The following is a 16,794-nucleotide window of genomic DNA, read 5'->3' as shown; positions in this document are numbered from 1 at the left end:
TTCTGGGGAGGGGAGTGAGTCTTCTTTGTTTTCGGGGGGGGGGTGGTGGGGAGAGAGTTTTGTTTTTTTTGGGGGGGGGGTTGGGGGGGGGGGGGGGAGGGGGGGACTTTTCCCCCCCCGCGCCATGCGCACGAGCCACGGGTACGGGGGGAACCCCGGCTCAGTGCTACGGCCGATGACCAGTCGGCTCACTCAGTACTGCGTACAAGGCCCCGGAAACGTCACACCTGGCGCCAAGAAATTTTTCGCGAATTTCCGGGGCAGGGAAAGCCGCAGGTCAGCGGGGGTTTGGGGTGGGCGGGGAGGTGGTGACGGCCGCCTTGGGCTGACCCGCGCCCGTCGCCTCGGGGGTGTTCTTCGGGTGCGGGCCCTTGCCGGCGCCGCCGCCCGTGCCGCCCGTGCCGCCGGAACCGGCCGCATGGCCGTTGCCCTTGACCGAGCCGTGGCCGGGGTGACCGCTGCTGTGACCGGGGTGGGTGCCGCCGTGGCCGGGGTGGCCGGTGCCGTGGCCGGGGTGGGTGCCGGTTCCGCCGTGATCAGGGTGGGTGCCGGTTCCGCCGTGGCCGGGGTGGGAGTCGCCGTCGCCCTGGCCGCCGCCGTCCTGCTCGCCCTTGCCCTTGTCCTTGCCCTGGCCGTTGCCGTTGCCCTTGTCCTGGCCCTTGTCGTTGCCCTTGGCGCCCTGGTCCTGCCCCTGGCCGGAGCCGCCCTTGCCGCCGCTCGCCGCGCCGGAGCCGCCCCAGCCGCCCGCGTCACCGGAACCGCCCGAGCCGCCCGCGCCGCTGCCCAGGACGACCTTGCAGTACGACCTCACCCGGTTGGAGCCGCCCGCCAGCTTTTCCAGGGCGTGCTTGCGGCCGGTGTCCAGGTCCTTGCCGTCCCGGAGGTCCCGGCAGGCCGGACCGGCCCCGCTCCACCGGCCGGCGGCGCCGGCGGACGGACGGGTCTCGTCCGGCGCGGCGGCCTCGCCGGACGGTGCGCTGCCGTTCGGGGTGCCCGGGTCCTGGCCGGTCGGGGAGGGCGAGGTGAGCGGCCGTCCGTCGGCGGAGGCGGCGGGGGCGGGCTCCCGGTGGCCGAACGGCACGGGCAGCACACCGCTGCCCGCGGCGACGGCGACCCCGCCGAGCGCGCTCGCGGCCACCGCCGCGGCGAGCGCGAGGCGCACCGGGCGGCCCCAGCGCGGGCGGTGGCCGGAGATTCCGGTACGGCCCGGGAAGCCGATCCGGACCAGGCCCGCGTCGGAGCCGTGGCCGAAGGCGCGGAAGCGTCGGCCGGAGGCGCCCGCGGTGGCGGCGGGCTCGGCCGCGGCGGTGTCGCGGGCCGTGCGGAACGCGGCCAGGGCGGCCTGCTCACCGGGCAGTTCTGCGGTGTCGCCGGCGGTCCGCGCGGACAGCGCGCCGAGCGCCTCGGAGAGGCGTTCGGCCTGGTCACGGGCGCGGGGGTCGACGGCTTCCAGCGGCTCACCGCGCAGCAGACGTTCCGCCGTCTCCCGGTTCAGCCACCTGTACTGCTCGTCGGCCATCACATGTCCTTCTGCGTCCGCGCGCGTGTATGCGTCACAGTTGCGGACGTCACCGTGCCCTGGCGCGGTTCTCGCTGGGGTGGCAGCGCATCGAGCCCGCCCGCGGATTCCGGATCGTCGCCGAGCAGCTCCGCGAGCCGCTTCAGGCCGCGATGGGCGGCGGTGCGGACGGCACCCGCGCGTTTGCCGAGCGTCTCGGCGGCGGTCTTGGCGTCCAGGCCGACCACCACGCGCAGCACGACCGCCTCGGCCTGGTCCTGCGGGAGCCGGGCGATGAGGGAGAGGGTGCGGTCGGTGGTGAGGGCCTCGATGGCCTCGCCCGCGGTGTCGGAGTCGGCGGCGCGTCCGGTCAGCTCCGTCTCGTCGCCGCCGATCGCGGGCCGGCGGCCGCGCATGCGTATGTGGTCCAGGGCGCGGTTGCGGGCGATCCGGGCGGCCCAGCCGCGGAAGCGGTCGGCGTCGCCGCTGAACCGGTCGAGGTCGCGGGCGATCTGCAACCAGGCCTCGGACGCGACGTCCTCGGCGTCCGGGTCGCCGACGAGCGTGCGTACGTATCCCAGCAGCCGCGGATGCACTGCGCGGTACACCGTACGGAACGCGGTCTCGTCTCCGTCCTGTGCCGCACGCACCGCGGCGGTCAGCTCCGCGTCGTCCCCCAGCACCGCACTCCCTTACGCCTGTCTTCGGTCGGCGCGAAAGGCACGTTACGGCGTCAAACCGCTCCCCGTCCATGTCCATAGAAGATGCAACTAACTCGTGATCGAGTGCTGATGTGCGCAGAGTGAGGGCCGTTGGGGACTGAGCGCGCCCGGGGTGTGACAGAAAACGCATCCATGGCGCTGAAGGGAGTACGGGCCGCGCGCGGCCCGTCCGCGCGACGGCCGGGGCCTCTCCTGTGGGGGGTGGCGGCCCCGGCCGTTGCCTGTGGGTGGCTGCGCTCACCCCGTGGAGGCCGTGGCGTCCCGGCACAGCAGGCGGAGCGAGCCATGGCCGCGGTAGCAGCGGCGGGCCTCGTCGACGGGGTCCCAGAGCCGTCCGTCCGGGGTGCGGACCCAGTGCTCGCCGCCGGTCGCCCACCATTCGGCACCGGTCTGGCGGACCAGCACCTCACCGGCGTAGGCGCCGAAGCCGCGCAGCACGGTCTCGACCGCCGCGTACGGTGCGCCCTCGCGCCGTATCTCCTCGATCATCCGGTCCACGCGCCACAGGCTCTGCGCCGTGTAGTCGAGGCGCACCCGGGCGCCCTCGCGCATGGCCGCCACCGCGTCCGCGGCCCATCGCACGGGCTTCGCCGCGGCATGCGGTCTGGTCTCCTGCTGTGCAGTCACGTACTGGGGGGTCACATGGGTCACATACGGAAGAGCGAGCGTGGCGGATCATCCGTCACGGCCGATCGGCGTCTTTCTGCAACCCGCCCAGGACCGCCCCACCTCCGCCGCAGGACGGTCACAGCACCCGCTCACGCCCGAGGTTTGGCGCCGTTCGTCCCGTGCGGCGGGCCGGCCGGTCCGGCTCAGGCCCCCGCGTCGGCCTCGCTGCGCGCGCGGCGCGAGACCACCGCGCGCAGCACCCGGCGGCCCTCGACCGAGATCTCCAGGGCGCGGCGCAGGGCCTGGCGGCCGTGGTCGCCGAGGATCTCCAGCACGGTGGTCTGACGGCGCAGCTCGGCGGCGACCAGCGGCGGCAGGTCCGCGGTGTCCCCCCGGCGCCCGGCGTCGGGGCCGGCCGGGCCGGCGCTGCCGTCGGCGGCGGGGTCGAGCAGCCGGTGGATGCGCAGGGAGGCGACCGAGCAGGCGTCGGCCCAGGGGCGCAGCGTGTCGGCGGTGCGCTCGGCCGGGGCGGTGTCCAGCATGCCGCGGGCCAGCAGCGCGGGCTCGTCCCCGGCGGGTGCCGGGCCGAGCGCGGCGCGGGCCTTGTCCAGGCTCACGGCCCAGTCGGAGCCGTCGGCGAGGTGCCCCCACAGCGGCCGCAGCAGCTCGTCGTCGCCGTCGAGCAGGGGCAGGCATCGCTCAAAACAAGCCAGCCCGCCGGCGGCCAGCGCGCGCTCGTCCGCCTGTGCGATCAGTTCCACCAGGCTCATGAAAAGCCTCCCTCGCCGGGGCTCCGACCGATACGGAGCCCGCACTTCCCCTTACTGCGTGCAAGGGACCGGGAGTGTCACTGTGATCGTTTTCAGCCATAGAGGGGCGCGGGCGCCGGGCCGTACAGCGCCTTCTGGTGCTGCATCCGGGTGAGGTGGACGACCACCACGATGGCCAGCGCGGCGGCCGCGGCGTCGACCGCGTCGGACAGCAGCATCAGCGCGGCGGCGTTGCGCAGGGTGGTCGGGTCGTCGGCGCGGGAGTAGACGGTGTACGCGACCCGGCCGAGGAGCATCGTGCTGATCCACAGGGTCCACCAGGCGGTGACCGGCGCGCGTCCGGTCCGCGAGCCCAGCGGCAGGCTGGCGTCCCAGGCGTCCTCGACGATCCGGCGCGGGAACCACAGGTTCACGATCGGGCAGAACCAGCCGCCGACGGTCCAGCCGCGCCGCATCCGGTGCAGGTCCGGGCGGAACACCTCGGCGTTCACCCGCACCCGCCACAGCCAGCACAGATAGACGACGGCCGCGGCCAGCAGGGCGATCCCCTGGCAGAGGCCGGCCATGTTGTACACGGTGTCGGCGCGGTCGGCCCGGTGGATCACGGCGGAGCCGGTGGCGCCGCCCAGCAGCTCACCGGAGACGCTGAACTCCATCCAGTCGGCGACGACGGCGAACAGGTCGGCGGCGATCACCACACCGAGCAGCGTGGCTGCGGCCCGGCCGAGCCCCACCGGCGAGCGCAGGACGGCACCGGGCGTGAAGGGCGGGGCGGCGGGCATGGGCGAGGTCATGTGGAGATCCCCCGGATGAAGCAGAAGCGCGGGGACGGCCGTCGTACGGCCGGACGCGCGATCTTGGAAAAACGGTCAACGGAACATACGGGCCGACGCCCCGGCACGTCCACTCGGTTCCCGCCGCCCCACCTCGGCCCGGCCGGGTCCCCCGCCGCGCCCCTCGGCCCGGCCGGTTCGCACCGCGCCCCTCAGCCCAGCCGGCCGGCCAGCGCCGTGAAGGCCGCCCAGGACAGCGCGGGGGTGCCCGGGTCCCACAGCTTCTGCACGGTGGCCCGCAGCGGCATCCGGATCCCGGCCGCGACCTGCGCCTCCGTCTGCGCGTTCGGGAAGTCGCACCACACGGCGAAGGAGCCGCCGGCGATCCGGCCGTCGTAGCGCGCCGGCACGGCGGCCGTGCCGCGCAGCACGCGCGGGTTCCACTGCTGGTAGATCCGCTGTCCGGTCGGATAGACGAAGGTCTGCGGCTGCCCGAGGACGTAGTAGAGGAACTCGTCGTTGTAGTTGAGCACCGTGCGGCCCGCGCTCAGATAGTCCAGCGGCGGGCGGGCGCCGATCTCCTTGCCGGTCCAGTAGGCGACCTGGAGATCGCCCGCGGGCTGCACGGAGGTGCCGCGGTAGAAGCCGTCGTTCCAGGCCCGTGCGGTCTTGGCGTGGGCGCGGACGGTGGCGGCGCGGGCGTTCAGCCAGCCGGTGGCGAGGTCGGCGACCGTGCCGCCGGAGCCGTAGGCGGCCCGGGCGGCGGCGGCCAGCTGCGGATACGACGTCTGCGGGTTCCGCACGGTCAGCGCCTGGTACTCGTCGCCGCCGAGGTGCCACTGGCCGCCGGTGAACAGGCCCGCGTACTCGTTCAGCAGATCGTCGACGAGCTTCGCGGAGGCGGGCTTGGAGATGTCGATCGCGCCCTTGGTGGCGATCCCGCTCGCGTTGCGCAGCTGGAGGTCCGGGTGGGCGGCGAGCACGGCGCCCAGATGCCCGGGCGAGTCGATCTCCGGGACGACGGTGATGTGCCGGCTGTCCGCCAGCGCCACGATCCGGCGGACCTGCGCCTTGGTCAGATGGACCGGCGAGACGATCTCGGGGTGGCTGGTGGACTCGATCCGGAAGGCCTGGTCGTCGGAGAAGTGCAGGCCCAGCTCGTTGAACTTCAGGTCCCCCAGCTCGCGTATCCGGTCCTCGATCCAGGCCTCGCTGAACGGCTTGCGGGCGATGTCCAGCATGAACCCGCGCACCGGCTTGGCGGGCGCGTCCCGGACCACCCCCTCCGGGGCCGTACCGCCGCCGTGGACCTCCTGCTTCAGGGTGCGGGTGCCGTAGAAGACGCCGGCCTCGCCGGGCCCGCTGATGTCGACCCGCCCGCCGCGCACGGTCATGGTGTACGACTCCTGGTTCCCGCCCCCGCCCCCCAGCGCCAGCCGCACATCGCCCGCCCGTACGTCGTCCCGCTCCCCCGCGTACGTCAGCCCCAGCTCCCCGGCGATCAGCCGGCCCTCGTCGGCCAGGGCGCCGTCGCCCACCACCACCCGGTCGCCCGTGCGGGGCTGCCAGCCGGGCCCGCGCGCCGGGGTGTGGGAGCGGACCGCGGGTATGGTGCGCGGCGTCTGCGACAGCGGATAGGACCGGCTGGGCCGAGGCGTCACACCGGCCGGGGGCGGGGCCGTACCGGAGGCCGTACCGGGCGACACGCCGAGGCGTCCGCCGTCCGAGCCGGACGCCGTCCGCCCCGCGTCGGCGGAGTGCCCGCCGCCGCCGGCCGACGAGGCCCACACCCCGACACCCGTTCCGAGCGCCACGGTGCCGACGAACGCCGCCGCCACCACCGCGCGCTTCCGTATCACCTGCTGCGCCGTTTCCCGGCGCCTGTGCTGGGTCACCCTGCCAACGTACGACCGAACGGCGCCACACCCGTCACCCAGGCGCTCCGAAACTCTTCCGTCCGGGTGAAATTCAGGCATCGCACGGACACACCGTGACCACTCTCGATAGCCTGACGACACACCTTTCACAAGATCCCCTGCCACATCACCCGTGACGCGAGGACCTACGCTGCCCGGCCACCCGCTCCCTCACCTCCCCACCCCCCTGGCCGCCTTCAACGCGGCCCCGGCGGACGAGGCCCGCGCCCTGCTCCTGTGCTGCCTGCGCAGCCTGCGCTGGTCCGACCGGGTGACCGAGCACCGCCCCTATCCGGACCTGGCCGCGCTGCTGGCCGCGGCGGACGAGGCGGCGTACGACCTCTCCCCGGCCGACCTGACCGAGGCGCTGGCCGGCGAGTCGCTCCCCGAGCTGCCGGCGGACACCTACTCCGCGGCCCATATGGCGCTGAGCGCCGCGAATGCCGCGTACGAGTGCAAATTCGGCCATGCGTTCGTCATCTACCTGGGTGACGTCCACCCGGACGAAACCCTCGATCACATCCTCGAAGGGATCCGGTCACGATTGACAAACGATCCGGAGGACGAACGGGTGACGACGGCGGAGGAACTCAGGCGGCTGGCCAGAAGCCGGCTGACCGCGGCCCTGGGCGCCGCGCGAAGGAGCATGACCAGCCCAAAGGCACCCGCATCCGGCATCTGAGCAGGCCGTCCGCCGTACGGCCGATCATCCATCCGGTGCCAGTTCGATCACACAAGTAGGCCCCCTGTAAGCGACACAGGTTGGCCTGGATACGATGCTGAGGGCCGGTGGACCGTACCCGGCCGGGCCCGACCGACAGAGAAGCCGGCGCGGCCCTAGTCCCCGCTCCCGGAGGGTTCTTCCGTGCCGGCTGGAACGCTGTACCGCGGCCGGGAAGGAATGTGGTCCTGGGTGGCTCATCGAGTCACCGGCGTCCTCATTTTCTTCTTCCTGTTCGTCCACGTGCTGGACACCGCTCTCGTCCGTGTCAGCCCCGAGGACTACGACAAGGTCGTAGCCACCTACAAGACGCCGATCGTCGCGTGCCTGGAGTACGGCCTCGTCGCCGCCATCCTCTTCCACGCCCTCAACGGCCTGCGCGTCATCGCCGTCGACTTCTGGTCGAAGGGCCCCCGCTACCAGAAGCAGATGCTCTGGAGCGTCGTCGGGGTCTGGCTCGTGCTGATGATCGGCGCGATCTACCCGGTCCTCGGCCACGCCGCTCGTGTTCTGTTCGGGAGCTGAGATCCATGGCCACCACTGAATCCACCGCGTCCGGAGTCGGCCCCGTCGAGGGTGCCCCCGTCTACACCGTCGACAACCCGGCCCCGCTCATCGAGGCGCCGCGCAAGCGCACCAAGAAGACCCCGCGTTCCACCCGGGGCAACTTCGAGATGGCGGCCTGGCTCTTCATGCGCCTGTCCGGCATCGTGCTGGTCGTCCTGGTCCTCGGCCACCTGCTGATCCAGCTCGTGCTGGACGGCGGCGTCTCCAAGGTCGGCTTCGCCTTCGTGGCCGGCCGCTGGGCGTCCCCGTTCTGGCAGGTCTGGGACCTGCTGATGCTGTGGCTGGCGATGCTGCACGGCGCCAACGGCCTGCGCACGGTCATCAACGACTACGCGGAGCGGGCGGCCAGCCGTATGTGGCTGAAGGCCCTGCTCTACACCGCCACGGTGTTCACCATCCTGCTCGGCACGCTGGTGATCTTCACCTTCGACCCGAACATCCGCTAGGCACGGGGCTGCGAGAAACATGAAGATCCACAAGTACGACACCGTCATCGTCGGCGCCGGCGGCGCGGGCATGCGCGCCGCCATCGAGGCGACCAAGCGCAGCCGCACCGCGGTCCTGACCAAGCTCTACCCCACCCGCTCCCACACGGGCGCCGCGCAGGGCGGCATGGCCGCCGCGCTCGCCAACGTGGAGGACGACAACTGGGAGTGGCACACCTTCGACACGGTCAAGGGCGGTGACTACCTGGTCGACCAGGACGCCGCCGAGATCCTGGCGAAGGAGGCCATCGACGCCGTTCTCGACCTGGAGAAGATGGGCCTGCCGTTCAACCGGACCCCGGACGGCGCCATCGACCAGCGCCGCTTCGGCGGTCACAGCCGCAGCCACGGCGAGGCGCCGGTGCGCCGCGCCTGCTACGCGGCCGACCGCACCGGCCACATGATCCTCCAGACGCTGTACCAGAACTGCGTCAAGGAGGGCGTGGAGTTCTTCAACGAGTTCTACGTCCTGGACCAGCTGATCACCGAGGTCGACGGCGTCAAGAGGTCGGCCGGTGTGGTGGCGTACGAGCTGGCCACCGGCGAGATCCACATCTTCCAGGCGAAGGCCGTCATCTACGCCTCCGGCGGCTGCGGCAAGTTCTTCCGGGTGACCTCCAACGCGCACACCCTGACCGGTGACGGCCAGGCCGCCGTGTACCGGCGCGGGCTGCCGCTGGAGGACATGGAGTTCTTCCAGTTCCACCCGACCGGCATCTGGCGCATGGGCATCCTGCTGACGGAGGGCGCCCGCGGTGAGGGCGGCATCCTCCGCAACAAGGACGGCGAGCGCTTCATGGAGAAGTACGCGCCGGTCATGAAGGACCTCGCGTCCCGTGACGTCGTCTCCCGCGCCATCTACACGGAGATCCGCGAGGGCCGCGGCTGCGGTCCCGAGGGCGACCACGTCTACCTGGACCTGACCCACCTGCCGCCGGAGCAGCTGGACGCCAAGCTCCCGGACATCACCGAGTTCGCGCGGACCTACCTCGGTATCGAGCCGTACACGGACCCGATCCCGATCCAGCCGACCGCGCACTACGCCATGGGCGGCATCCCGACCAACGTCGAGGGTGAGGTCCTGGCGGACAACACCACGGTGGTCCCGGGCCTGTACGCGGCCGGCGAGGTCGCCTGTGTCTCCGTGCACGGCGCCAACCGCCTCGGCACCAACTCGCTGCTGGACATCAACGTGTTCGGCCGCCGCGCGGGCATCGCCGCCGCCGAGTACTCGGCCAAGAACGACTACGTGGAGCTGCCGGAGAACCCGGAGTCCCTGGTCGTCGAGCAGATCGAGCGGCTGCGCAACTCCACCGGCACCGAGCGGGTGGCCACCCTGCGCCGTGAGCTCCAGGACTGCATGGACGCCAACGTCATGGTGTTCCGCACCGAGCAGACGATCAAGGCGGCCGTCGAGAAGATCGGCGAGCTGCGGGAGCGCTACCGGAACGTGGCGATCCAGGACAAGGGCAAGCGGTTCAACACCGACCTGCTGGAGGCCGTCGAGCTGGGCAACCTGCTGGACCTGGCCGAGGTCATGTGCGTCTCGGCGCTGGCCCGCAAGGAGTCCCGCGGCGGTCACTACCGCGAGGACTACCCGAACCGCGACGACGTCAACTTCATGCGCCACACCATGGCGTACCGCGAGGTCGGCGCCGACGGGGCCGAATCCATCCGTCTCGACTACAAGCCGGTCGTCCAGACCCGCTACCAGCCGATGGAGCGTAAGTACTGATGGCTACCCCTGTTCTGGACAAGGTCGAGGCGGAGTCCGCGGCCTCCCCGTACATCACGGTCACCTTCCGGATCCGCCGGTTCAACCCGGAGGTCGCGGCGGAGGCCGTGTGGGAAGACTTCCAGGTGGAGATCGACCCCAAGGAGCGGGTCCTCGACGGCCTCCACAAGATCAAGTGGGAGCTCGACGGCACCCTCACCTTCCGCCGGTCGTGCGCGCACGGCATCTGCGGCTCGGACGCGATGCGGATCAACGGCAGGAACCGCCTCGCCTGCAAGACGCTGATCAAGGACATCAACCCCGAGAAGCCGATCACGGTCGAGCCCATCAAGGGCCTGACGGTCCTGAAGGACCTGATCGTCGACATGGAGCCGTTCTTCCAGGCGTACCGGGACGTCATGCCGTTCCTGGTCACCAAGGACACGAACGAGCCGACGCGCGAGCGTCTCCAGTCGCCGGAGGACCGGGCGCGCTTCGACGACACCACGAAGTGCATCCTGTGCGCGGCGTGCACCTCGTCCTGCCCGGTGTTCTGGAACGACGGCCAGTACTTCGGTCCGGCCGCCATCGTGAACGCCCACCGCTTCATCTTCGACAGCCGTGACGAGGCGGGCGAGCAGCGGCTGGAGATCCTCAACGACCGCGACGGCGTGTGGCGCTGCCGCACGACCTTCAACTGCACGGACGCCTGCCCGCGCGGTATCGAGGTCACGAAGGCGATCCAGGAAGTGAAGAGGGCGCTGATCACCCGGCGCTACTGAGCCGACGCCTGGCACAATGCGAGGGGCCGTTCTCCCGGTGACCGGGGGGACGGCCCCTCGTCGGCAGTACCCACACACACGGCATCTTCGTCATCGGGGGGCAGCAGCATGTCCGAGCAGAATCCGTACCAGAACGGCGGCGGTGGATGGGGTCCGGGGCAGCCGCCCGCGCAGCCGCCGACACCGCCCGCGCAGCCCGGTTACGGCTACCCCCACCCCGCCCCGGCCTACGACGCGGCCGGGTACCCCGAGGTGCCGGGGCCGGGCTTCCCCCAGCAGCAGGGGGCTCCGGCGCCGATGGGCGGCGCACCGCTGGTGGCCATCGGGGACATCACGGTGACGGGCGATCAGATCGTCACCCCGGCCGGCACCATGCCGCTGCGCGGTGCGGTGTGGAACGCCACCGACATGTCGCACACCGAGGAGAAGATCCCGTCGCACGCCATCGTGCTGGCGATCATCTTCTTCATCTTCTGCCTGCTCGGCCTGCTCTTCCTGCTGATGAAGGAGAAGAAGACCACCGGCTACGTCCAGGTCACCGTGACCAGCGGCGGCCGGCACCACCAGACCATGATCCCGGCCACCGGTCCGGAGACCTTCCAGATGGTCATGGGCCAGGTCAACTACGCCCGTTCGCTCAGCAGCATGTGAAATCACGGGTCGCGGCCGCTCCGGCGCCTATTCTGACGGTATGTCAGACGACCAGTCGTACGAACCGCTCGGATTCGACAACGTCCTGCTGCCCGTCGGGGACCTCGGCGCGGCCGTCGGCTTCTACGAGCGCGCCGGGTTCGCGGTGGCCTTCCGTTTCGACGAGGCGGGCATCGCGCTGCTGAAGGTCGGCGGCGAGACGCCCGGCATCCTGCTGCGGCACGAGGAGGTGCTGGGGCACCGGCCGCCGCCCTGGCCCTCGCCACGGGTGTGGATCGAGGTGGCGGACGCCCGTACGGCGGCCCGCTCCCTGGCGGCGGCGGGCATCGCACCGCTCGACGGGCCCTTCCCGGTGGCCACCGGCTGGACCGTGGAGATCGCCGACCCGTGGGGCAACGTCATCGGGTTCACGGACTACACCAAGCGCCCGGAGCTGGGCCGCAGCGGCCGCCTGGTGGCGAGCTGAGCGGGCCGGTCCGGCGGCCGACCTGGTCCGAGGGCGCCCGCGTCACTCGTTAGGCTCTGCATCGTGCCCGTGAAGTACGACGGCCCCGAGGCGGCCGGCTCCCCCAGCAGCAAGTCCGAGCAGACCCGCGCGCTGATCCTGGAGACCGCGATGCGGATGTTCCAGGAGCGCGGGTACGACAAGACGACCATGCGGGCCATCGCCCAGGAGGCCGGGGTCTCGGTAGGCAACGCCTACTACTACTTCGAGGGCAAGGAACACCTGATCCAGGGGTTCTACGACCGGATCGCCGCCGAGCACCAGCAGGCGGTGAGGGAGGTCCTGGCCCGGGAGACCGACCTGGAGGCGCGGCTCGCGGGCGTGCTGACCACGTGGCTGGACATCGCGCGGCCGTACCACGAGTTCGCGGTGCAGTTCTTCAAGAACGCCGCCGACCCGGACAGCCCGCTCAGCCCCTTCTCACCGGAGAGCGAGCACGCCCGGGAGCAGGCGATCAGCGTGCACCGGGAGGTGCTGGCCGGCTCGAAGACGAAGGTGGCGCCCGAACTCCGGGAGGTGCTGCCGGAGTTGATGTGGCTGTCCCAGATGGGGCTGATCCTGTACTGGATCTTCGATCGGACGCCGGGGCGCGAGCGCAGCTACCGGCTGGCGCGGCGCGGGGCCCGGCTGACCGCGCGCGGCGTCTCCCTGGCCCGGTTCCGGGTGCTGCGCCCCCTGGTCCTGGAGGTCCACGAGCTGTTCACGGACTTCCTGCCGGGCATGACGAGGGCGCTGCCGGATCCGGGCCGGTGAGCGGACCGGTCAGATCCACTGGAGGCGCCACAGGCGGAACACGCCCGTGCCGTCGTCCAGGTACTGGCCGCCGCCCACGTCCTCGGTGCTGACCACGTACTCCTTGCGCTGCCACAGCGGGATCAGCGGCACGTCCCGGGCCACGTCGGCCTGGATGTCCCGGAAGTCCTTCGCGGCCCGGGAGCGGTCGGTGTACTGCTGGCTGTCCTGGATGAGACGGTCGACCGCCTTGTTGCTGTAGCCGGTGCTCATGGTGGAGCCGGTGCCGACGAGCGCGGAGCCGAAGGTGTCCGGGTCGGGGTAGTCGGCCACCCAGCCGACCGCCCAGGCGTCCATCTGCCCGGCCGCCCAGCGCTTCTGGAAGTCGGTCCACTCGTAGCCCTTGACGTCCACCTGGAACAGACCGCCCGCCTCCAGCTGCTTCTTCAGCGTCGCCGCCTCCTGCTCGCCGGCGCCCCGGTTGCGGCCGTAGCCGAAGGTGAAGCGGACGGGCAGGGAGACCCCGGCCTCGGTGAGCAGCGCCCGCGCCTTCTGCACGTTCTGCGTCGGGTACGCGTCGAAGAACGAGGTGGTGTGGCCGGTGATGCCGGTCGGGATCAGCGAGTAGAGCGGATCGACGGTGCCCTGGTACACGGTGGCGGCCAGCTGTTCGCGGTTGACCAGCCAGGCCAGCGCCTGCCGTACCCGGGGGTCGTGCAGCGGGGAGCGGGCGCGGGTGTTGAGGTACAGGTTGCGGGTCTCGGAGCTGTCCGACTCGGTGATGCGGCTGTTCGGGTCGCTGGGGTTCAGCCGGGACAGCACGCCCGGCGGCAGGGTGCGGCTGGCCACGTCGATCTGCCGGGACTTCCAGGCGTTGTTCAGCTGGTCGGAGTCGGTGTAGTAGCGCAGCTCGACCGGGCGTCCGGTCCCGCTGAGGTAGCCCTTGTAGCGGGGGTTGGGGTCGAGGTCGGCCTTCGCGCCCTTGGTGTACGAGGTCAGCGTGTAGGGGCCGGTGCCGTCGACCGAGGTGCCCTTGCGCAGGGCGTTCGCCGGGTACTTGTCCTTGTCCACGATCGCACCGGCGCCGGTGGCCACCTTCAGCGGCCAGGTGGCGTCCGGGGTCGACAGGTGGAAGGTCACCTTCCTGGTGCCCTCGACGGTGACCGAGCCGAGCGTGCCGAAGAGGGAGGCCGGGCCGACATCGGAGTTGATCTTCGTGACCCGGTCGAAGGAGTACTTCACGTCCTCGGCGGTCATCGCCCGGCCGCTCGGGAAGGTGATGCCGTCGCGGAGCGTGCACTGGTACGTCTTCGAGCCGCTGCCCACGAAGGAGCAGCTCTGCGCCGCGTCCGGGACCGGCTCCACGCCACCCGGCTCGAACGTGAGCAGCGTCTGGAAGACGTTGCTGAAGAGGGCCCAGGAACCCGCGTCGTACGCGCCGGCCGGGTCCAGGTCCGTGACGGCGTCCGTCGTACCGACCGTGATCGTCTTGTTCTTGTCCTCCTGCGACGGCAGCAGCTGCCAGCCGCCGATTCCCACGGCCGCGAGCACGAGCAGCGTCACGAGAATCCGCATGCGAACAGATCGCATGGTGGTGCCCTCCCCAGGCCCTTCCAGGCCCTACCCCTGGACCAGCACGAATGAGCCACTTCCCCAGAGTGGCGCGGCTCACCTAATCACACCGGTTTCACCTGGGGGAAGGGCTTTCTGACCAGTAGGCGCAAGAACTTACCGAAGCGTTGTTATCCCCCTGTTTCACAGGCCCTCCACACCGGAGCGATCGTTTCCGGCAGCCGGGTGGTGTGAGAAAGGTCCCGGGTGGGGTGCGACTCCTGCCCGGGTGAGGGGGTCAGGGGGTGTGGCGGAGGGTGCGGAGGCTGCGCAACCCGATGGCGCCGATGGCCGTCCCCAATACGAAGGACACGACGGCCAGCAGCAGGTGGACCCAGAAGTAGGCGGTCGGGTGGCCGTGGTGGAAGGCGAGCCCGCTGGCGTCCATCCATAGATTCTTGACGAAGGTGACCCAGATGACCCAGGACCACACCCCGAAAGCGAGCAGGAACCAGGAGACCGGGCGGCTTAGCTTCATGCGACCAGTATCGCCGTCCGCGCTCCGGCTCCGTGCCGGGGGTGGCGATGGGCCACGACGTGGAACTTCGCCGTCCGCGCCAGGTACGTTTCCCAGCGTGCCCGCACCCAAGAAGACCAGCCGACGCCTGCTGTCGGCCGCCTGTGTCACCCTGCTGTCGCTGTCCGTCGCCACCCCCGCCGCCCTCGCCGCCCCCACCCCCTCCGCGCGTGCGACCGCCACGCCCCCGAACGGCATGTCCACGGTGGGCGGCGCCCGGCTGGGCCAGGCCGGTACACAGGTCAACCTCGCTCCGGGCGTGCCCGTGCTGCCGAAGGACCTCACCGCGCTGTCCTGGATCGTCTCGGACGCCGAGTCCGGCGACGTACTCGCCGCGCACAACGCGCACTGGCAGCTCCCCCCGGCCAGCACGCTGAAGATGCTCTTCGCGGACACCGTGCTGCCCCGCTTCCCGAAGACCATGGAGCACAAGGTCATCCCCGGGGACCTGGCCGGCATGGGTGCCGGGTCGAGCGTGGTCGGGATAAAGGAGGGGCGCTCCTATTCCGTCCACGACCTGTGGCTGGGGGTCTTCCTGCGCTCGGGCAACGACGCCGTGCACGTCCTCGCGCACATGAACGGCGGTGTCCCGCAGACCGTCCAGGACATGCAGCAGCACGCCGACGAACTCCAGGCGGACGACACCCACGTCGTCTCGCCCGACGGGTACGACGAGCCGGGCCAGGTGTCGTCGGCGTACGACCTGACGCTGTTCGCCCGGTCCGGCTTGCAGAAGAAGGACTTCCGGGACTACTGCTCGACCGTGCGCGCCACCTTCGAGTCCGGTGAGATCCGCAACACCAACCGGCTGCTCAGCGGCGACACCGATGTGCCCGTCTACCAGGGCATCGCCGGGGTGAAGAACGGCAACACCACGAACGCGGGCGCCACCTTCACCGGCGTCGCCGAGCGCAACGGCCGGGTGCTGCTCGTCACCGTGATGAACCCGCAGAAGCACGAGCACAACGAGGTCTACAAGGAGGCCGCCCGGCTGCTGGACTGGGGCTTCCAGGCGGCCGGCAAGGTCACGCCGGTGGGCGAGCTGGTGCCGCCGAAGAGCGTCGCCGCCGCCAACGGCCGGCCCAGCGCGGGCGCCTCCGCGCAGAGCGGCTCCGCGCAGGGCGGCTCGGGGATCGGCGGCCCCGCGGCGAAGCCGGTGGCCGGTTCGGCCGCCGGGGGCGGGGCCGGCGGGGTGGGCACCGCGCTGGCCATCACGGGCGGCGCGCTGATGCTGCTCGCAGCCGCCGCGTTCCTGGTCAACCGCCGTTGGCCGCTGCCGGACCTGGTACGCCGGCGGACGCGTCCGTGACACCGTCCGGCGCCGCCGCCTCCGTGTGCCGGGTGGCCGTCCAGGACGCGCAGTACAGGACCAGCTTCGAGGTGAAGTTGATCCACAGCAGCAGCGCCACCGGGACGCCGAACGCGCCGTACATGCTCTTCGCGGCGATCCCCTGGATATAGCCGCTGAGCAGCAGCTTCAGCAGTTCGAAGCCGACCGCGCCGAGCAGTGCCGCGACCAGCAGGCGGCGGCGCGGCGGCTCGACCCCGGGCAGCAGGGTCAGGACGTAGAGCAGCACGAGGAAGTCGGCGAGCGCGGCGACCGCGAACGCGGCGATGCGGAGCAGGACCACGCCCCAGCCGTGCTCGCTCAGCCCGAGCAGCCCGGAGAGCCCGCCGACGGCGGCCGAGGCGAGCGTGGACGCGGCGAGCGTGATCAGCAGGGCGCCGCCGAGCCCGAACAGGATGCCGGCGTCCTTGGCCTTGGCGACCAGCGGGTTCTCCGGCCGGTCGGGCAGCTCCCAGACCGCGCGCAGACAGTCCCGGGTCTGGCCGACCCAGCCGATGCCGGTGAACAGCAGCAGGGCGCCCGCGATGACGCCGACGGTGCCGGCGTTGTCCACCAGCGAGGTCAGGTTCAGCTGGTTGGAGATGACCCCCGGGAACTGCTCGGCGATCTTGTGCTCGACCGTCTTCTGCCGGCCGGGGCTGAGCGTGGCGGCGCTGACCGCGGCCACCAGGGTCAGCAGCGGGAACAGCGCCACGAAGCTGATGAACGTCATCGCCGCGGCCAGCCGCGACCACTTCACCCGGTCCAGCCGCTCGTACGACCGCCACGCGTGGGTGGCCGTGAGCCAGGTGACGGCCGGCCCGATGACGGGCAGCTTCTTGAGCCAGTCCATGATCCTCTCCTGCCCCGAGGACGCGCTGGTATGACATCCCA

At 71.4% G+C, this 16,794-nt stretch carries 18 protein-coding genes; 9 read left to right on the top strand and 9 right to left on the bottom strand.

The window, feature by feature from the left end:
* Nucleotides 1-277 precede the first annotated feature (277 nt).
* The 6 genes from ACZ5CZ_RS23670 to ACZ5CZ_RS23645 form a co-directional block, all read right to left on the bottom strand.
* On the bottom strand, nt 278-1,519 hold the full coding sequence (locus ACZ5CZ_RS23670) for a hypothetical protein (protein ID WP_468945705.1): 1,242 nt from the start codon (nt 1,517-1,519) through the stop codon (nt 278-280).
* Entirely contained in the window at nt 1,519-2,181 is a 663-nt protein-coding gene (locus ACZ5CZ_RS23665) for an RNA polymerase sigma factor (protein WP_385843511.1), read from the bottom strand. The genes ACZ5CZ_RS23670 and ACZ5CZ_RS23665 overlap by 1 nt, the downstream gene beginning before the upstream one ends.
* A 276-nt stretch (nt 2,182-2,457) precedes the next feature.
* Entirely contained in the window at nt 2,458-2,847 is a 390-nt protein-coding gene (locus tag ACZ5CZ_RS23660) for a hypothetical protein (RefSeq protein WP_385843510.1), read from the bottom strand.
* A gap of 185 nt (nt 2,848-3,032) precedes the next feature.
* A complete protein-coding gene (locus ACZ5CZ_RS23655) occupies nt 3,033-3,599 on the bottom strand; it encodes a hypothetical protein (RefSeq protein ID WP_468945702.1) in 567 nt (188 codons plus the stop codon).
* Nucleotides 3,600-3,691: 92 nt separating this feature from the next.
* Nucleotides 3,692-4,393 carry a DUF4328 domain-containing protein gene (locus tag ACZ5CZ_RS23650; protein WP_468945699.1) on the bottom strand — a complete coding sequence of 234 codons (702 nt, stop codon included), beginning with the start codon at nt 4,391-4,393 and terminating at the stop codon, nt 3,692-3,694.
* Between the two features lie 191 nt (nt 4,394-4,584).
* Nucleotides 4,585-6,267, bottom strand: a complete 1,683-nt coding sequence (locus ACZ5CZ_RS23645; RefSeq protein WP_468945697.1) for a beta-N-acetylhexosaminidase — start codon at nt 6,265-6,267, stop codon at nt 4,585-4,587.
* Nucleotides 6,268-6,421: 154 nt separating this feature from the next.
* On the opposite strand from ACZ5CZ_RS23645, the gene ACZ5CZ_RS23640 reads away from it, so the two are divergent.
* The 8 genes from ACZ5CZ_RS23640 to ACZ5CZ_RS23605 all read left to right on the top strand — a co-directional run bounded on the left by ACZ5CZ_RS23640 (nt 6,422) and on the right by ACZ5CZ_RS23605 (nt 12,466).
* Nucleotides 6,422-6,970: a 2-oxo-4-hydroxy-4-carboxy-5-ureidoimidazoline decarboxylase gene (locus ACZ5CZ_RS23640; protein ID WP_468945694.1), complete on the top strand. Its 549-nt coding sequence runs from the start codon at nt 6,422-6,424 to the stop codon at nt 6,968-6,970.
* 183 nt (nt 6,971-7,153) lie between these two features.
* A complete protein-coding gene (sdhC, locus tag ACZ5CZ_RS23635; RefSeq protein WP_385843504.1) occupies nt 7,154-7,534 on the top strand; it encodes a succinate dehydrogenase, cytochrome b556 subunit in 381 nt (126 codons plus the stop codon).
* A 5-nt stretch (nt 7,535-7,539) separates the two neighbouring features.
* Nucleotides 7,540-8,022, top strand: coding sequence for a succinate dehydrogenase hydrophobic membrane anchor subunit (locus tag ACZ5CZ_RS23630; protein WP_385843502.1), 483 nt, complete (start codon nt 7,540-7,542; stop codon nt 8,020-8,022).
* Between the two features lie 19 nt (nt 8,023-8,041).
* Nucleotides 8,042-9,796 (top strand): succinate dehydrogenase flavoprotein subunit, encoded by a 1,755-nt coding sequence (gene sdhA / locus ACZ5CZ_RS23625; protein ID WP_468945690.1) that lies wholly within the window; start codon nt 8,042-8,044, stop codon nt 9,794-9,796.
* The gene (locus tag ACZ5CZ_RS23620; RefSeq protein WP_385843499.1) at nt 9,796-10,557 is read left to right on the top strand and encodes a succinate dehydrogenase iron-sulfur subunit; all 762 of its coding nucleotides are present in this window, start codon (nt 9,796-9,798) and stop codon (nt 10,555-10,557) included. Before sdhA ends, ACZ5CZ_RS23620 begins: the two co-directional genes overlap by 1 nt.
* 108 nt (nt 10,558-10,665) lie before the next feature.
* Nucleotides 10,666-11,208: a hypothetical protein gene (locus tag ACZ5CZ_RS23615; RefSeq protein ID WP_385843498.1), complete on the top strand. Its 543-nt coding sequence runs from the start codon at nt 10,666-10,668 to the stop codon at nt 11,206-11,208.
* A gap of 40 nt (nt 11,209-11,248) precedes the next feature.
* Nucleotides 11,249-11,674: a VOC family protein gene (locus tag ACZ5CZ_RS23610; protein ID WP_385843496.1), complete on the top strand. Its 426-nt coding sequence runs from the start codon at nt 11,249-11,251 to the stop codon at nt 11,672-11,674.
* 63 nt (nt 11,675-11,737) lie between these two features.
* Nucleotides 11,738-12,466: a TetR/AcrR family transcriptional regulator gene (locus tag ACZ5CZ_RS23605; protein ID WP_385843494.1), complete on the top strand. Its 729-nt coding sequence runs from the start codon at nt 11,738-11,740 to the stop codon at nt 12,464-12,466.
* Nucleotides 12,467-12,475: 9 nt separating this feature from the next.
* Here ACZ5CZ_RS23605 and ACZ5CZ_RS23600 read toward each other — a convergent pair whose 3' ends face one another.
* Both ACZ5CZ_RS23600 and ACZ5CZ_RS23595 read right to left on the bottom strand, forming a co-directional pair.
* Complete coding sequence (locus ACZ5CZ_RS23600) at nt 12,476-14,020, bottom strand: ABC transporter substrate-binding protein (RefSeq protein ID WP_468945686.1); 1,545 nt, start codon at nt 14,018-14,020, stop codon at nt 12,476-12,478.
* A gap of 274 nt (nt 14,021-14,294) precedes the next feature.
* Entirely contained in the window at nt 14,295-14,534 is a 240-nt protein-coding gene (locus ACZ5CZ_RS23595; protein ID WP_385843491.1) for an SCO4848 family membrane protein, read from the bottom strand.
* A gap of 97 nt (nt 14,535-14,631) precedes the next feature.
* Between ACZ5CZ_RS23595 and ACZ5CZ_RS23590 the strand changes: the two genes are divergently transcribed.
* Nucleotides 14,632-15,882, top strand: a complete 1,251-nt coding sequence (locus ACZ5CZ_RS23590) for a D-alanyl-D-alanine carboxypeptidase family protein (RefSeq protein ID WP_468945684.1) — start codon at nt 14,632-14,634, stop codon at nt 15,880-15,882.
* On the opposite strand, the gene ACZ5CZ_RS23585 is transcribed toward ACZ5CZ_RS23590, so the two are convergent.
* Nucleotides 15,830-16,753: a YihY/virulence factor BrkB family protein gene (locus ACZ5CZ_RS23585; RefSeq protein ID WP_468945682.1), complete on the bottom strand. Its 924-nt coding sequence runs from the start codon at nt 16,751-16,753 to the stop codon at nt 15,830-15,832. The genes ACZ5CZ_RS23590 and ACZ5CZ_RS23585 overlap by 53 nt on opposite strands.
* Between the last annotated feature and the right edge of the window lie 41 nt (nt 16,754-16,794).

The sequence above is a fragment of the Streptomyces sp. NPDC031418 genome (assembly GCF_055581605.1).
This window is presented reverse-complemented; position numbering and strand designations above follow the sequence as displayed.

Excerpts from the sequence above, each read along its gene's own strand:
- ACZ5CZ_RS23670 (WP_468945705.1), bottom strand. The coding sequence starts at position 1,519 with ATGGCCGACGAGCAGTACAGGTGGCTGAACCGGGAGACGGCGGAACGT.
- ACZ5CZ_RS23655 (WP_468945702.1), bottom strand. The coding sequence starts at position 3,599 with ATGAGCCTGGTGGAACTGATCGCACAGGCGGACGAGCGCGCGCTGGCC.
- ACZ5CZ_RS23650 (WP_468945699.1), bottom strand. The coding sequence starts at position 4,393 with ATGACCTCGCCCATGCCCGCCGCCCCGCCCTTCACGCCCGGTGCCGTC.
- ACZ5CZ_RS23630 (WP_385843502.1), top strand. The coding sequence starts at position 7,540 with ATGGCCACCACTGAATCCACCGCGTCCGGAGTCGGCCCCGTCGAGGGT.
- sdhA (WP_468945690.1), top strand. The coding sequence starts at position 8,042 with ATGAAGATCCACAAGTACGACACCGTCATCGTCGGCGCCGGCGGCGCG.
- ACZ5CZ_RS23620 (WP_385843499.1), top strand. The coding sequence starts at position 9,796 with ATGGCTACCCCTGTTCTGGACAAGGTCGAGGCGGAGTCCGCGGCCTCC.
- ACZ5CZ_RS23615 (WP_385843498.1), top strand. The coding sequence starts at position 10,666 with ATGTCCGAGCAGAATCCGTACCAGAACGGCGGCGGTGGATGGGGTCCG.
- ACZ5CZ_RS23610 (WP_385843496.1), top strand. The coding sequence starts at position 11,249 with ATGTCAGACGACCAGTCGTACGAACCGCTCGGATTCGACAACGTCCTG.
- ACZ5CZ_RS23600 (WP_468945686.1), bottom strand. The coding sequence starts at position 14,020 with ATGCGGATTCTCGTGACGCTGCTCGTGCTCGCGGCCGTGGGAATCGGC.
- ACZ5CZ_RS23595 (WP_385843491.1), bottom strand. The coding sequence starts at position 14,534 with ATGAAGCTAAGCCGCCCGGTCTCCTGGTTCCTGCTCGCTTTCGGGGTG.
- ACZ5CZ_RS23585 (WP_468945682.1), bottom strand. The coding sequence starts at position 16,753 with ATGGACTGGCTCAAGAAGCTGCCCGTCATCGGGCCGGCCGTCACCTGG.